Origin of the sequence: Bradyrhizobium sp. 521_C7_N1_3, from assembly GCF_052075975.1 — a bacterium.
Classification (GTDB): Bacteria; Pseudomonadota; Alphaproteobacteria; order Rhizobiales; family Xanthobacteraceae; genus Bradyrhizobium; species Bradyrhizobium japonicum.
Genome location: NZ_CP197232.1, coordinates 307,303 through 322,941, shown reverse-complemented (window position 1 = coordinate 322,941; position 15,639 = coordinate 307,303). Strand labels below are relative to the sequence as shown.

Annotated in this window: 13 protein-coding genes and 1 riboswitch; of the genes, 9 read left to right on the top strand and 4 right to left on the bottom strand. The window is 66.1% G+C overall.

Annotation, left to right across the window (positions count from 1 at the left end):
* Positions 1 to 35 precede the first annotated feature (35 nt).
* Together AB7008_RS01460 and AB7008_RS01455 are read right to left on the bottom strand one after the other, a co-directional pair.
* Positions 36 to 623, bottom strand: coding sequence for a thermonuclease family protein (locus tag AB7008_RS01460; protein ID WP_071908726.1), 588 nt, complete (start codon positions 621 to 623; stop codon positions 36 to 38).
* A 56-nt stretch (positions 624 to 679) separates the two neighbouring features.
* Positions 680 to 877: a DUF1674 domain-containing protein gene (locus AB7008_RS01455; RefSeq protein ID WP_028151091.1), complete on the bottom strand. Its 198-nt coding sequence runs from the start codon at positions 875 to 877 to the stop codon at positions 680 to 682.
* Between the two features lie 188 nt (positions 878 to 1,065).
* Between AB7008_RS01455 and AB7008_RS01450 the strand changes: the two genes are divergently transcribed.
* The 3 genes from AB7008_RS01450 to purH all read left to right on the top strand — a co-directional run bounded on the left by AB7008_RS01450 (position 1,066) and on the right by purH (position 6,045).
* The gene (locus AB7008_RS01450; protein WP_248880911.1) at positions 1,066 to 2,412 is read left to right on the top strand and encodes an RsmB/NOP family class I SAM-dependent RNA methyltransferase; all 1,347 of its coding nucleotides are present in this window, start codon (positions 1,066 to 1,068) and stop codon (positions 2,410 to 2,412) included.
* Positions 2,413 to 2,567: 155 nt separating this feature from the next.
* Positions 2,568 to 4,286 carry a heparinase II/III family protein gene (locus AB7008_RS01445; protein WP_441261171.1) on the top strand — a complete coding sequence of 573 codons (1,719 nt, stop codon included), beginning with the start codon at positions 2,568 to 2,570 and terminating at the stop codon, positions 4,284 to 4,286.
* A gap of 59 nt (positions 4,287 to 4,345) precedes the next feature.
* Positions 4,346 to 4,427, top strand: a riboswitch (ZMP/ZTP riboswitch).
* A gap of 25 nt (positions 4,428 to 4,452) precedes the next feature.
* Positions 4,453 to 6,045, top strand: a complete 1,593-nt coding sequence (gene purH, locus AB7008_RS01440; RefSeq protein ID WP_039155288.1) for a bifunctional phosphoribosylaminoimidazolecarboxamide formyltransferase/IMP cyclohydrolase — start codon at positions 4,453 to 4,455, stop codon at positions 6,043 to 6,045.
* A gap of 101 nt (positions 6,046 to 6,146) precedes the next feature.
* Here the strand turns inward: purH and AB7008_RS01435 are convergent, their stop codons facing one another.
* A complete protein-coding gene (locus AB7008_RS01435) occupies positions 6,147 to 7,532 on the bottom strand; it encodes an MFS transporter (RefSeq protein WP_441258313.1) in 1,386 nt (461 codons plus the stop codon).
* Between the two features lie 102 nt (positions 7,533 to 7,634).
* Here AB7008_RS01435 and ggt point away from each other — a divergent pair, with 102 nt between their 5' ends.
* Together ggt and AB7008_RS01425 are read left to right on the top strand one after the other, a co-directional pair.
* Complete coding sequence (gene ggt / locus AB7008_RS01430) at positions 7,635 to 9,383, top strand: gamma-glutamyltransferase (RefSeq protein ID WP_441258312.1); 1,749 nt, start codon at positions 7,635 to 7,637, stop codon at positions 9,381 to 9,383.
* 97 nt (positions 9,384 to 9,480) lie between these two features.
* A complete protein-coding gene (locus AB7008_RS01425; RefSeq protein WP_039155286.1) occupies positions 9,481 to 10,776 on the top strand; it encodes an MFS transporter in 1,296 nt (431 codons plus the stop codon).
* A 113-nt stretch (positions 10,777 to 10,889) separates the two neighbouring features.
* Here the strand turns inward: AB7008_RS01425 and AB7008_RS01420 are convergent, their stop codons facing one another.
* Positions 10,890 to 11,555, bottom strand: a complete 666-nt coding sequence (locus AB7008_RS01420; protein WP_014490749.1) for a glutathione S-transferase family protein — start codon at positions 11,553 to 11,555, stop codon at positions 10,890 to 10,892.
* Positions 11,556 to 11,716: 161 nt separating this feature from the next.
* On the opposite strand from AB7008_RS01420, the gene AB7008_RS01415 reads away from it, so the two are divergent.
* From AB7008_RS01415 to panE, 4 genes are all read left to right on the top strand, one after another.
* A complete protein-coding gene (locus AB7008_RS01415) occupies positions 11,717 to 12,298 on the top strand; it encodes a DUF2239 family protein (protein WP_249155945.1) in 582 nt (193 codons plus the stop codon).
* 89 nt (positions 12,299 to 12,387) lie between these two features.
* Positions 12,388 to 13,737, top strand: coding sequence for an MATE family efflux transporter (locus AB7008_RS01410; RefSeq protein WP_441258311.1), 1,350 nt, complete (start codon positions 12,388 to 12,390; stop codon positions 13,735 to 13,737).
* Positions 13,738 to 13,845: 108 nt separating this feature from the next.
* On the top strand, positions 13,846 to 14,454 hold the full coding sequence (locus tag AB7008_RS01405; RefSeq protein WP_028158663.1) for a 2-hydroxychromene-2-carboxylate isomerase: 609 nt from the start codon (positions 13,846 to 13,848) through the stop codon (positions 14,452 to 14,454).
* 112 nt (positions 14,455 to 14,566) lie between these two features.
* Entirely contained in the window at positions 14,567 to 15,490 is a 924-nt protein-coding gene (gene panE / locus AB7008_RS01400) for a 2-dehydropantoate 2-reductase (protein ID WP_304492276.1), read from the top strand.
* Positions 15,491 to 15,639: the final 149 nt, after the last annotated feature.

Below are 15,639 nucleotides of genomic sequence, written 5' to 3'. Positions count from 1 at the left end.
AAGCAAGAGCCGCGTCTTTCGACGCGGCTCTTTTGTTACCAGAAGCGCCAGCCGCGCGCGCACCAGCCGTCGCGATGGCCGCCATTGTAGCTCCGCGCGTAACCGCCCGCGAGCAACGCGGCAGATACGTCCGCAGTTCGCCTTGTCGCAACGTTGGCGAGAACACGGCCGTATTTGTCGGGGCCGAGATTGGTGATCGTCACGCCGCCCTGGCCGAGCAGATCGCGCAGCGCGCCGGTCGCCGCTTGAGCCTTGTCCAATTCATCCTGGCAGGATGCCTTCATCTCCGGCGCATCGATACCGCGCAGGCGAACGCGCGCAACGAGAACGCGTCCGTCGCGCTGGTGCACGCGAGCGAGAAAGGTATCGCCGTCGATCGTGCGAATGACGTCGACCGGCTGACGGATGTCCGGATTGGCCTGCTGCAAAATGATCTGGGCATCTCGCGATTGACCGTCGATCGCATGCGGGAAGGGCCAGTTCATCCCGTGCCGGAACGTAAGCACGACGGCCACCACGATTGCGACCACGAACATCCACGGCAACAGCCCGGAGAAGTGACGGCCGAACGGCGAACCACTGTATGAGGGCCGGTATGGATGGCTGGGATCGAAACGCGGCATCCGCGCACGCTAGGGCTGAGTCGGGCGATCCGGCAAGACAGCCTCAAAAGCCAGTCTCAAAAGTCCGACGCGATGCCCTTACGTTCCCAATCGCCATAGCGGGTGGGCTCAGGCCCCTTCGGCCCCTGCAATTCCTTCGGCGCCGCCGCGGCGTGGGCAGCAGCAGCCTGCCGGCGCGCCTCGGCCTCGGCCAGCGCGCGCTGGGCGGCTGGCGGAAGCGGCTTGCGATCGGGAACAGGGGGCTGGTCACTCATCTCGGCGGTTCCTAGCGCAGGATCACGGGGTGTGCGACGTCCAATAACGCATTGCTGAGATGGTCATGACGGGCTGTAAAGGCGAGAGGCCATTCTTACATTTGGCATATTCGCGTGCCAGAGATAGCTCTCTCGAGGCATGCGCCCATTGCGGCGGAACTGCCGCTCGCTCAGAACCTTGCGTCCGCATGCCATCTCAACGTTTCGCTCCTCCGTCCGAAGTGCCCGGTCTCGCGGCGCGGCGGATTGCCGCCGACATCGTCGACGGTGTGCTGCACAAGCACCGCACGCTTGACGATCAGCTCGACGGCAGCGGTGCCCATCCCGGATTGAAGACGCTCGCCGACCGCGACCGCGCGCTGATGCGCCGCTTGGTCGCGACCGTGCTGCGCCGGCTCGGCACGCTCGGCCATGTGCTGTCCCGCCTGCTCGACAAGGGCATTCCCTCAGAAGCGCCGCGCGCGCAGAGCGCACTCCTGATCGGCGCCGCCCAGATCCTCTGGATGGACGTGCCCGATCACGCCGCGGTCGATCTCTCCGTCCGCCTCGTCCAATCCGACCGGCGTGCCGCGCGTTATGCCGGCCTCGTCAATGCCGTGCTGCGCCGCTGCGCGCGCGAGGGCAAGGCGCTGGTGGACGAAGTTGCCAATCAATCGCTGGACCTGCCGCCCTGGCTGCTCGCGCGCTGGAGCGCGCATTACGGCGAGGCGACCGCGAGGGACATGGCGCTGGCGCTCGGCCACGAGCCCTCGCTCGACCTCACCGTGAAATCGGACGCCGCGCAATGGGCGAGCCGCCTGCATGGCGAGACGCTGCCGACCGGCACGGTGCGGATGCTGCTGCACGGCTCGGTGACGGTGCTGCCGGGCTTTGCCGAAGGACAATGGTGGGTGCAGGACGCCGCCGCGGCGCTGCCGGCGCGGCTGTTCGGCGACATCAAGGGCAAGGCCGTTGCCGATCTCTGCGCCGCCCCGGGCGGCAAGACCGCGCAACTGGCACAGGCCGGCGCGCATGTCACGGCGATCGACCGCTCACCCGCCCGGGTGGCGCGTCTGCGCGAGAATCTGACGCGGCTGTCGCTCCAGGCCGAGACTGTCGTCGCCGACGCCGTGGAATGGGCCGGCCCTGCCGAGGGTTTTGACGGCATCCTGATCGACGCGCCCTGCACATCAACCGGCACGATCCGGCGCCATCCCGACGTCGCGTGGCTCCGGCAGGAATCCGACGTCGCCGCCCTGACCGCGCTCCAGCGGCGGCTGCTGAAGAAATCCGTCTCGCTGCTCAAGCCGGGCGGGACGCTGGTCTACTGCACCTGTTCGCTGGAACCCGAAGAGGGCGAGCAGGCGATCGCGGCGCTGCTGGCCACGGAGGGTGGCCTGCGCCGCGTGCCGATCGAAGCTTCCGAGGTCTCGGGGCTCAGCGAGATCATCACCACGGAGGGCGACCTGCGCACGCTGCCCAGCCACCTGCCGAACGCCGATCCCAAGCTCGGCGGGCTCGACGGATTCTACGCAGCCCGGCTCGTTAAATCCTGATTTTGCACCGGTTTTTGCGCCGGCGCTGATTCGCGACACTTCAAGATGGTGTCAGACGTCCGATTTTGGGATTAAGAAGGATTCGTCGTTAATCCTCTCCCCCTCCAAGGCAAGGCGTGTCGGTCGCTCAACGCAGACGTATCTCGACGCTGGTGATGAACCGCTTCGCGCGGAACATGCTCGCGCGCGCGAGCGGCGGTTCCGTTGCGCTGTCGCGGGTCTGGCCCGGCCGTACCGACCGGCTGATCATCGCGCCGCATGACCTGCGCACGGCGGATGCGACCCGCGCCGCCGAGATCTATGCCGGCCGCTTCGTCTTCGCCGGCAAGATCGTCAATTGCCACGGCCGCTCGATCTTCGATCTCGAACCGCCGTCGGAAGACTGGGAGGTCGCGCTGCTCGGCTTCGGCTGGCTGCGCCATCTGCGCGCCGCCGACACCGCGCTGACGCGGGCTAATGCGCGCGCGCTGGTCGAGGACTGGATCGCCAACCCCGCCAACAAGCGCCGCCCCGTCGCGCGGCGCGCCGACGTGCTGGCGCGGCGTGTGATCTCGCTGCTGTCGCAGGCGCCGCTGGTGCTCAACGACACCGACAACAAATTCTACCGCCGCTATTTGCGGGCGCTGGCGCGGGAGATCCGCCTCCTGCGCTACACCATGGTCAACATTCCCGACGGGGTGCCGAAGCTCCAGGTGCAGATCGCGCTGTGCTACGCGGCGCTGTGCCTTGCCAACCAGGCGCGACAGATCCGCAGCGCGTCGAAAAAGCTTTCGGACGAGTTGCAGCGGCAGATCCTGCCCGACGGCGGCCACATCTCGCGCAATCCGGGCGCGCTGATCGAGCTCCTGATCGACCTGTTGCCGCTGCGGCAGACCTTTGCTGCGCGCAACATCGCGCCGCCGCCGGCGCTGCTCAATGCGATCGACCGCATGATGCCGATGCTGCGCTTCTTCCGGCACGGCGACGGCAATTTCGCGCTGTTCAACGGCATGAGCGCGACGCCCTCGGACCTGCTCGCCACGCTGCTCGCCTATGACGACACCCACGGTGCGCCGATGGCGAACATGCCGCATACCGGCTTCCAGCGCCTCGACGCCGGCCAGACCACGCTGATCATCGACACCGGCCCGCCGCCGCCGGCCGGCGTCAGCCACGACGCCCATGCCGGCTGCCTGTCGTTCGAATTGTCTTCCGGCATCAGCCGCATCGTCACCAATTGCGGCATGCCGACCACGGGCCGCGACAATTGGCGGCCGTTCGCACGCGGCACCGCGGCGCATTCGACGCTGACCTATCACGAGACGTCCTCGTGTCAGTTCGTCGAGATGTCGGCGATGAAGCGCCTCCTGCACGGCTCGCCGGTCACCAGCGGCCCCGTCGAGGTCGAGAGCTATCGCGAGATCGTTCAGAACGGCACGCTGCTCACGACCTCGCATGACGGCTACCTCGCGAAATTCGGCGCGATCCATCGCCGCGTGCTGATGGTCGCCAATGACGGCGCACGCATCGACGGCGAGGACACGCTGTCGCCGCTGCAGGGCGGACGCTTCAAGGGCGCCGACGCGGATTTCGCACTACGCTTCCATCTGCATCCGGCGGTGAAAGCGAGCCGGCTGTCGGATGCCCGCGGCGTCATGCTGGTGCTGCCGAACCGCGACGTCTGGACCTTCGAGGCGCTCGACGACAAGGTCGACCTCGAGGACAGCGTGTTCCTGGCCGGCAATGACGGCCCGCGCCGCACCGCGCAGATCGTGATCCGGCAGGATGCGCGGCAGGCGCCGTCGATCCGCTGGAGCTTCGTCCGCTCCACCGCTTCGCCGGCGGTCACCAATGCCCGCCGCAACGCCCGGCGCGAGCCGGAACTTCCGCTGTAAACGCGCACGATTCGGCCCCATCTCATCGTTGTGAAAACGGCCGAAAGCTGCTATCGAGCCCTCGCTCGCGCGACTGGCGACCTTGGATGGAGCACCATCGGGAAGCGCGGGATACAGAAGCCGCGCGCCTGGGCATAGACACTCCTTAAGACAGAGGATCTTGCTCATGACTGACCATCCCCGCCGCGTCACCCGTGCTCTTCTCTCCGTCTCCGACAAGACCGGCCTGATCGAGTTCGCAAAGGCGCTTGCCGCGCACGATGTCGAGCTGGTCTCGACCGGCGGCACCGCCAAGGCGATCGCCGCAGCCGGCCTCAAGGTGAAGGACGTTTCCGACCTCACCGGCTTCCCCGAGATGATGGACGGCCGCGTCAAGACGCTGCATCCGAAGGTGCATGGCGGCCTGCTCGCGATCCGCGACAACAAGGAACATGCGGACGCCATGAAGGCGCACGGCATCGCGCCGATCGATCTCCTGGTCGTCAACCTGTATCCGTTCGAGGCCACCGTCGACAAAGGCGCGGGCTTCGAGGATTGCATCGAGAACATCGACATCGGCGGCCCCGCGATGATCCGCGCCGCGGCGAAGAACCATGACGACGTCGCCGTCGTGGTCGAGGCCGAGGACTACAAGGCCGTGCTCGACGAGCTCGCGGCCAACAACGGATCGACGACGTTGAAGCTGCGCCGGCGGCTTGCCGCAAAGGCCTATGCGCGCACCGGCGCTTATGACGCCGCGATCTCGAACTGGTTCAACCGCCAGCTCGAAATCGACGCGCCCGACTTCCGCGCCTTCGGCGGCAGACTGATCCAGTCGCTGCGCTATGGCGAGAACCCGCACCAGACCGCGGCGTTCTATGCGACGCCCGACAAGCGGCCAGGCGTCTCGACCGCGCGGCAACTCCAGGGCAAGGAGCTCTCCTACAACAACATCAACGACACCGATGCGGCCTATGAGTGCATCGGCGAGTTCGACGCCAAGCGCACCGCGGCCTGCGTCATCGTCAAGCACGCCAATCCGTGCGGCGTCGCCGAGGGCTCCGATCTCGTCAGCGCCTATCGCAAGGCGCTGGCCTGCGATTCCACCTCGGCGTTCGGCGGCATCATCGCGATGAACCGCGCGCTCGACGCCGACACCGCGCGCGAGATTACAAAGATCTTCACCGAGGTGATCATCGCGCCCGATGCCAGCGAGGAGGCGATCGCGATCATCGGCGCGCGCAAGAATCTGCGCCTCCTGCTCGCCGGCAGCCTGCCCGATCCGCGCGCGCCTGGCCTCACCGCCAAGACGGTCGCCGGCGGTCTTCTCGTGCAAAGCCGCGACAACGCCGTGGTCGACGACATGACCTTCAAAGTTGTGACCAAGCGTGCGCCCACCGACGCCGAGATGCGCGATCTGAAATTCGCGTTCCGCGTGGCAAAACACGTCAAGTCCAACACCATCATCTACGCCAAGGATCTCGCCACCGTCGGCATCGGCGCGGGCCAGATGAGCCGGGTGGATTCAGCGCGGATCGCGGCGCGCAAGGCGCAGGACGCAGCCAATGAGCTCAAGCTCGCCGAGCCGCTCACCAAGGGCTCGGTGGTGGCGTCGGATGCGTTCTTCCCGTTCGCCGACGGCATGCTCGCCTGCATCGAGGCCGGCGCCACCGCCGTGGTGCAGCCCGGCGGCTCCATGCGCGACGACGAGGTGATCAAGGCCGCCGATGAGCACGGCATCGCCATGGTGTTCACGGGCACGCGGCACTTCAGGCACTAACTCATCGCGAGCGTAGCCCGGATGGAGCGCAGCGAAATCCGGGTCTCACGTCTCAGCAACAGCGGCCCCGGATCGCGCTTCGCTCCATCCGGGCTCCGCTACTAATCCCTCACCCGCATCAACAGCCCCAACCCGGCGACGAAGAACACCACCAGCACGGCCATGCCGGCCTTCTGGCTCGCCGTCACCGCGGTGATCATGCCGATCAGCAGCGGGCCGATGAAGGACGTTACCTTCCCCGTCAGCGCGAACAGGCCGAAATACTGCGCGATGCGGTCCTTGGGCGCGAGACGGATCAGCAGCGTGCGCGAGGCGGCCTGAAGCGGGCCGCCAGCAGCGCCGATGAGACAACCCAAAACGAGATAGGCGCGCTCGGCCGCGCTCGAGAACAAGGGCGCGCCCGGAAGAGGCGGCGCGACCTTGACGAAGAGGACACTGCCCTTGTCGACCAGAAGAATCGCCGCCACCGCCAGCAACAGAACAAGCAGGCTGCCGGCGATGACGCGCTTCGGCCCGAGACGATCGTCGAGCTTGCCGCCGAGCCAAGCGCCAAGGGCGCCGGCAATCGCGAGCATGATGCCGAAGGTGCCGATCTGGATCGTGTGCCAGCCGAAGGTGCCGGCGGCATAGATGCCGCCGAACGCGAACAGCGACACCAGCCCGTCGGTATAGATCATGTTGGCGAGCAGGAATGCCGCGAGCGATTTCCGCTGCGGCAGACCCTTGATCGATTGCCTGAGATCCGACAATCCCTCGCGCAGCGCCTCGCGCACCGGATGCTTCGCCGGATAATCCGGCGTGAACAGGAACAATGGCGTCACGAAGATGATGAACCACAGCCCGGTCAGCGGTCCCACGATGCGATCGCCCTGGTGGCTGACCGGATCGAGCCCGAACAGCGGCCTGAAGCCGAGCAGCGTGCGGCCGGTCTCGGGATTGGCGGCGAGGAAGCCGAGCACGATGACGAGGCTGACGATGCCGCCGATGTAACCCGTGGCCCAGCCGGTGCCGGAGAGCCGGCCGATCCGCTCGGGCGGCACCAGGGTCGGCATCATCGCGTTGTTGAAGACGGTGGCGAATTCCGCGCCGACGCTGGCGAGTGCGACCGCGGTGAGCAGCGGCGCAATGATGGCGGGATCGCCGGGCTTGCCGATCCAGAGCGTGCAGGCCGCCAGCACCAGCAGCGCGCCGAATCCCGCGATCCACGGCTTCCTGCGGCCTGAGGCATCGGCAATGGCGCCGAGCACCGGCGACATCAGCGCGATCGCGAGGCCCGCAGCCGCCATCGCGAAGCCCCACAACGACTGGCCGGTGGCGGGATCTGGCGCAATGCTGGTGGCGAAATAGGGTGCGAAAACAAAGGTCGTGATCAGCGTGAAATAAGGCTGCGCGGCCCAGTCGAAAAAAATCCAGCTGATGATGGCGGCGCGCGGCGGATAGGTCCGCTGCGCGCCGGCCAAGCGCGCATCCGGGGCGATCGTCGTCATATTCCAGTCCCCATCACGAACAGTTTTGCCTCTGTGAGGGCAAACCGTATAGCATTGAAGCGACGCGTGTGAACTGGCCCGAGGCCACGGCGGAAGCTTGATATGTCGTCATATTCGACACGGCGGACATTTTTCGCCTTCGTTGCCACTCTGGCGTTTGGTCTTGCGTCTGCGGCCGCACAGGATGCGCGGCGGACCTATGTCCCACCCGCGCTCGACACGGTGCACGCCGTTCCGTCCGAGCACGGCATGGTGGTGGCGCAGGAAAAAATATCGGCGCAAGTCGGCGCCGACATCCTGCGCCGCGGTGGCAACGCGGTCGACGCCGCGGTCGCCACCGGCTTTGCGATGGCCGTGACGTATCCGCGCGCCGGCAATATCGGCGGCGGCGGATTCATGGTGATCCATTCGGCCGAGCGCAACGAGGACATCACGATCGACTATCGCGAGACCGCGCCGGCCGCGACCACCCCGCAGATCTTCCTCGGCGCTGACGGCAAGCCCGATGCGGTGAAGTCGCGGGATTCCGCGCTCGGCGTCGGCGTGCCAGGCACCGTCGCAGGTCTTGCGCTGGCCTTGGAAAAATACGGCTCGGGCCGGTTCACGCTGGCACAGCTGCTCGAGCCCGCGATTGGGCTCGCCCGCGACGGCTTTGTCGTCACCGACGACATTGCCGACACGCTGCCGGGTTGGCACCGGCGGCTGGCGCGCTGGCCGTCGTCGGCCAAGATCTTCTCGCGCCCCGACGGCACGGCGCTCGGCGAAGGCGACAGGCTGGTCCAGAGCGATCTCGCCGAAACGCTGTCGGCCGTCGCCGCACAGGGGCCACGCGGCTTCTATGAGGGGCCGGTCGCGGACAAGCTCGCCAAGGCCGTGGCTGACGCCGGCGGGATCATGACGCCGGCCGATCTGAAATCCTATTCTGCAGTGATCCGTGCCCCGGTGCACGGCACCTATCGCGGCTACGACATTGTCTCGATGCCGCTGCCTTCCTCCGGCGGCGTGGTGCTGGTGGAGACGCTCAACATCCTCGAGGGCTTTCAGCTGGCCGATCTAAAACAGGGGTCGCCGGCTTCGCTGCATCTGCTGATCGAAGCCATGAAGCGCGCCTATGCGGATCGTGCGCGCTATCTCGGCGATCCCGCCTTCGTCAATGCACCGATCGAGACGCTCACTGCAAAGGACTACGCCGCCAAGCTGCGCGCCGGCATCTCCACGGAGCGCGCTACGCCGTCGAAGCAGCTCATCTCCGCCCCTCCCGCGCCGCGCGAGGGGACCAACACCACGCATTTTTCTGTCGTCGATGCCGGCGGCAATGCCGTCAGCAACACGTATACGCTGAACTTCAGCTACGGCGTCGGCCTCGTTGCCGACGGAACCGGCGTGCTGCTCAACAACGAGCTCGACGATTTCACCGCAGCGGTCGGCGCTTCCAACGCCTACGGCCTCGTCGGTTTCGAGCCCAATCTGCCCGGGCCCGGCAAGCGGCCGTTGTCCTCCATGTCCCCGACCATCGTGCTCAAGGACGGCAAGCCGGTGCTGGTGACGGGCTCGCCCGGCGGCAGCCGCATCATCTCGACCGTGCTCCAGGTCATCGTCAACGTGCTCGACTACAAGATGGATGTGGCCGCCGCCGTCGCTGCGCCACGGCTGCATCACCAATGGCTGCCGGACGAGGTGCGCGTCGAGAGCGGCTTTCCCGGCGATGTGCTGGTCGAGCTGAAGGCGATGGATCACCTCATCGTCGAGCCGATGGGACAGACTTCGGCCAATTCGATTCTGGTGACGCCGAACGGGCCATTCGGCGCGCCCGATCCGCGTACCCGCGGCGCGGAAGCCGCGGGACAGTAGTCTCGCCGTTGCATGGCACGGCAGCGCGCGCCTGCTTGCGCGGGCTGCCATGCGTGCTACCACCGCGCAGCTTCAAGGAACCGCCGGGGAAACGCACATGAGCACAGCCGATCCGACCCAGCGCATTGAGCGCGCGGAGATCGAAGACACCAGCCTTCTCGCCTTCTACCGCGACATGAACGCGCCGGAGCGGCGGACGTTCTGGGCCTGCGCCGCGGGCTGGGCGCTCGACGGCATGGACTTCATGATCTATCCGCTGGTGATCGGCACCATCATCGCGCTGTGGAAGGTCGATGCGGCCTCGGCCGGACTCGCCGGCACCGTGACGCTGCTGGCCTCCGCGATCGGCGGCTGGCTCGGCGGCTACCTCTCCGATCATATCGGACGTGTCAGGACGCTCCAGATCACCATCATCTGGTTCTCGTTCTTCTCGCTGGTCTGCGCGGTCGTGCAGAATTTCGACCAGCTCCTGATCGCACGCGCCGTGCTCGGCCTCGGCTTCGGCGGCGAGTGGGCGGCGGGCGCCGTGCTGATGGGCGAGGCGATCCGGCCGCAATATCGCGGACGCGCAGTCGGCTCGGTGCAGTCCGGCTGGGCGGTCGGCTGGGGTCTCGCGGTGCTGTCGCAGGCGATCCTGTTCTCGCTGATACCGGCCGAGACGGCATGGCGCTGGATGTTCGTGATCGGCGCGCTGCCGGCGTTGCTGGTGTTCTACATCCGCCGCTCCGTCACCGAGCCCGAGATCGCGGCCGAGGCCCGCGCAAAACAGGCCGCGAGCGGCGATCGTCCGGCGCTCTGGGAAATCTTCTCCGGCCCGATCCTGAAGACCACGATCCTGGCCTCGCTGATGGCGACCGGCTGCCAGGGCGGCTACTACGCGATCACCTTCTGGGTGCCGCAGTTCTTGACCAAGGAGCGGCACCTGTCGATCGTCGGTTCGACCGGTTATCTCTCGACGCTGATCATCGGCTCTTTCATCGGCTATCTCGTCGGGGCCTGGCTCGCGGATCGCATCGGCCGGCGCAATCTGTTCCTGATCTTCTCGATCGGCGCCATGGCCGTGGTGCTGCTCTACACGCAGCTGCCGCTGACCAACGAGATCCTGTGGGTGCTCGGCTTCCCGCTCGGCTTCTTCGCCTCGGGCTATTTCTCGGGAATCGGCGCGTTCCTGACCGAGCTCTATCCGACGCGGCTGCGCGGCTCCGGCCAGGGCTTCTGCTACAATTTCGGCCGCGGCATCGGCGCGCTGTTTCCGTTCCTGGTCGGCGCGCTCTCGGCGACGACGTCGCTCGCCAATGCGATCGCGATGTTCGCGGTGGTGGCTTACGCGTTATTCTTCATTGCGGCCTTCGCGCTGCCGGAGACGCGCGGGCGCGTGCTGCACGCGGACTGACTACTCGACTTCATCCCGGGGCGGTTCGAAGAGCCGAACCCGGGATCTCAAGATTGTGGCGCGAGATTCCGGGTTCGGTGCTGTGCACCGCCCCGGAATGACGGAAGAGAGACTTACCGTCCCACCTGATACGGCCCGCCCTTTTCCAGCGCTCTGGCATAGGCCGGCCGCGCGTGGATGCGCTCCAGGAATGCCATCGCCTTGGGATGGCCGAGCTCGAGCCCGCCACGCGCCTGCGCGGCTTCGAGCGGGAAGCTCATCTGGATGTCGGCGGCGGTGAACTCGTTGCCGGCAAACCACTCGCTCTTGCCGAGCTCGCCTTCCCAATAATCCATGTGCTGCTTGAGCTGCGGATTGACCAGCGCGGTGAGCGCCTGGTTCGAGACCTTGCGCACCAGCGGGCGAAGCAGCGCGGGTGCGCGCTTCGGCATCAGCGTGAACAGCAGCTTGAGCAGCAGCGGCTGCATCGCCGAGCCCTCCGCATAGTGCAGCCAATAGGTGAAGCGCAGCCGCTCCGGCGTGTTCGGCGGCGGAATCAGCCGGCCGTTGCCGTAGGTGGCGATGAGATATTCGATGATCGCGCCTGACTCGGCGATGGTGTTGCCGTTGTCGGTGATGACGGGCGACTTGCCGAGCGGATGGATGGCGCGCAGCTCCTTCGGCGCGCGCATGTCCGGCTGGCGCTGATAGCGCACGATCTCGTAGGGCACGCCCAACTCCTCGAGCAGCCACAGCACCCGCTGCGAGCGGGAATTGTTGAGGTGGTGAACGGTCAGCATCGTTGAGGTCCCCAGGCTAGGCGCGGTCGGCCGCGCCGTTCGTGCCAGCCCGGGAACGCAATGTCGAGCCATCCAGACGGATAATTTCACCCGGGTATATTGACGCGAGCAATTTACCCGGATATTAAAGGGCCAACGTCATCAATATGGCAATGATTTCAATGCAACGGATTTTCACGGCCTTCCAGGGTCATCGCCGCCTGGCGTCCGGGCCAGCAGGAGAGGTCGCGCTGGTCGTCAAGCGGATGACGTCACCGCCGGACGAACCCATCATCATCTTCGAGGACGGCACCGGCCGATCGATCGACTTCGATCTGCGCGGCGGGGATCGCGAGGTGCTGGCGCGGGTGGCGAAGCTCATCCCGCCGCCGGTCGAGGAGACCGCGCCCCCGAGCGAGCCCCGCGGGCGCGGCCGGCCCAAGCTCGGCGTGGTCGCGCGCGAGGTGACGCTGCTCCCGCGCCACTGGGAATGGCTCAACGCGCAACCGGGCGGCGCCTCGGTCGCGTTGCGGAAGCTCGTCGACGAGGCAAGACGCGTAAGCGGCGACAAGGACCGCGAGCGGCAGGCCCGCGATGCGGCCTATCACTTCATGTCGACCATGGCGGGTAATCTGCCGCAGTTCGAGGAAGCTTCGCGCGCCCTGTTCGCGGATGACCGGCGGCGCTTCACCGGACTGATCGCCGACTGGCCGGTCGACGTCCGCGACCACATCGTCAAGCTCGCCTACAGCGACCGCGCTTAGGCGCAACACTTTCTCTCACCCCATCGACGGCCAAGCCGCGCGCGCATCGCGCGGCAACGGCTTCGCACGCCCCGACGAAAGGCCCATCCATGTCCGCGCCAAAGCCACTCTGGACGACATTCCTCCGCTTCCTCGCACCGCTGGTGCTGAGCAACGCGCTGCAATCGCTGTTCGGGACCGTCAGCAACGTCTATCTCGGCCAGATGATCGGCGTCGACGCGCTCGCCGCGGTGTCGGCGTTCTTCCCGGTGATGTTCTTCCTGTTCGCCTTCGTCATGGGCCTGAGCACCGGCGCCACCGTGCTGATCGGCCAGGCCTTTGGCGCGGGCGAGCACGGCAGGATCAGGATCGTCGTCGGCACGACGCTCGCGATCGGCCTGCTGCTCTCACTTTCGGTTGCGCTGGCCGGCGGCTTCTTCAGCCGGCAACTGATGACGATGCTCGCGACGCCAGCGGACATCCTCGACCAGGCCAGTGCTTATGCGCGCATCATGCTGCTCACCATGCCGCTCGGCTTCGTCTTCCTGCTGATGACGGCGATGATCCGCGGCGTCGGCGACGCCGTGACGCCGCTGCTGGCGCTGGCCTTGTCGACTACCATCGGATTGATCCTGACGCCGATGCTGATCCGCGGCGCGTTCGGATTGCCTGCCGCCGGAATCACCAGTCCGGCCTGGGCGGCCGCGATTGCCAACGCGCTGACGCTGCTCGCGCTGGCCGCCTATCTGCTGCGGACGAAGCATGCACTGGCACCGGACGCCGCGCTGCTGCGTCATCTGCGGCTCAATCGTGCCGTGCTCGGAAACATCCTCGGCATCGGACTGCCGAGCGCGGTCGGCATGGTGGTAATGGCAATCGCCGAGTTGGTGCTGCTCGGGCTCGTCAATGGCTTTGGATCGGATGCAACCGCCGCGTATGGCGCGGTCAACCAGGTGATGGGCTACACGCAGTTCACGGCAATGTCGATTTCGATCGCGGTCTCGATCCTCGGCGCACAGGCCATCGGCGGCGGCGACAGGGCGCTGCTCGATGGCATCGTGCGCACTGGCCTCATTTTCAACATCGTCCTGACCGGCGGGCTGGTGGGGCTGATCTATCTGGCGCCGCGGGCCGTGCTCGGCCTCTTCATCACCGACAGTGCCGTGCTTGATCTCGCGAAGGGACTGCTTCACATCGCGCTATGGAGCTCGGTGCCGTTCGGCCTGGCCACCGTGTTTTCCGGAGCCATGCGCGCGGCCGGCGTCGCCTTGACGCCGATGCTGCTCTCGATCTTCGCCATTGTCGCGATCGAGCTGCCGGCCGCGGTGTTCCTGAGCCGCGCGATCGGCCTTGAGGGCGTGTGGGCCGCCTATCCGATCGTGTTCTGCGCCATGTTGGTTTTGCAGATGGGCTATTACCTCGTGGTGTGGCGCAGGCGCGCGATCAGGCGTCTGATCTGACCGGATCATCAAGATATTATGACCATCATTAAACGGTGGACCGGTGGCGCGCCCTGCGCCACAATGGATGAAAAGCCAGATCAGAAAGCCAGGTCAGGGAGAACGATTTTGACCCGCACAGCCCCGCAATTCCTGTTCGATTTCGGCAGCCCGAACGCCTATCTCAGTCATCTCGCGATCCCGGCGATCGAGCAGCGCATCGGTATCAAGTTCGAATACGTGCCGATCCTGCTCGGCGGCATCTTCAAGTCGACCAACAACAAGTCACCGGCCGAGACGCTCGCCGGCATCAAGAACAAGCGCGAATTCCAGGCGGTCGAGACCGAGCGCTTCGTCAAGCGCTTCAAGGTCCAGCCCTATGTCATGAATCCGTTCTTCCCGGTCAACACGCTGAACCTGATGCGGACCGCGATCGCGGCACAGACCGAGGGCGTGTTCGAAAAATATGTCGAGGCCGCCTTCCACCACATGTGGCGCGAGCCGAAGAAGATGGACGACCCGGAGGTCGCAGCCAAGGCGCTGGCGTCCTCCGGCCTCGATGCCCAAAAACTGTTCGCCCGCGCCCAGGAGCCCGAGGTCAAGGGTAAGCTGATCAAGAACACCGAGGACGCCGTTGCCCGCGGTGCGTTCGGCTCACCCACCTTCTTCGTCGGTAACGAGATGTTCTTCGGCAAGGAGCAGCTGCGCGAGGTCGAGGAATTGGTGCTGGAAACGTAGTCTGCACATCTCCAGCGACAGAATGTGATCGCGGTAGCATTCTGGGTTGCTTCGCTTCGTTCGCAACGACGTCTATAGATAGGCCGCTAATAGCAACAATAAGGAATTTCCCATGCGTATCCTCGTGGTCGGCGCCGGCGCCATCGGCGGCTACTTTGGTGGCAGGCTGTTACAGGCCGGCCGCGACGTCACCTTCCTGGTCCGGCCGCGCCGCGCCAGCGAGCTCGCGAGCGCCGGCCTCGTCATCAAGAGCCCGAACGGCGACGTGACCTTGAAGAATCCGCCGACCGTTCAAGCCGACGCGCTCAAGGACAAGTTCGACGTCGTGCTGTTAAGCTGCAAGGCATTCGACCTCGACGACGCCATCAAGTCGTTCGCGGCCGCCGTCGGCCCTGGTACGGCGATCATTCCCATGCTCAACGGCATGAAGCATCTCGACACGCTCGACGAAAAATTCGGCAAGGAGCGCGTGCTCGGCGGCCTCTGCGCCATCGCGGCGACCCTGAACGAGAAGCGCGAAGTGGTGCAGCTCCAGCCGATGCAGTCGCTCAATTACGGCGAGCGCGACGGCAAGCTCTCGGACCGGGTCAAGGCGATCGACGAGGCCTTCAAGGGCGGCATCAATGGCGCCGCCGCCAGCCCGAACATCATGCAGGACATGTGGGAGAAGTGGGTGTTCCTGTCTTCGCTCGCCGCAAGCACCAGCCTGATGCGTACCTCCGTCGGCAACATCCTCGCGGCCCCCGGCGGCAGGGACTTTTTGCTCGGCATGCTGGACGAGACCAGCGCAATCGCCACCGCGTCGGGCTACACGCCGGGCGGCCCGTTCTTCGAGCGCGTGAAGGGCAACCTCACCACCGAGGGATCGCCGATGACGGCATCCATGTTCCGCGATATCAAGGCGGGCCTGCCGGTCGAGGCCGATCACGTCATCGGCGATCTCATCGCCCGCGCCGATGCGGCAAAGGTGCCAGTGCCGAAGCTGCGCATCGCGTATACGCATCTGAAGGCGTATGAGAAGCAGCGGGCGGGCTGACCGCACACTCAACTGTCGTCCCGGACAAGCGCAGCGAAGCGGAGCGCCGATCCGGGACCCATAACCACAGGAAGTGGTTATGGCGCGCGCTGGTCACCACAAGTCTTCGTCAAACTTGGTCCTGTGGTTATGGGTCCCGGGTTCGCGCT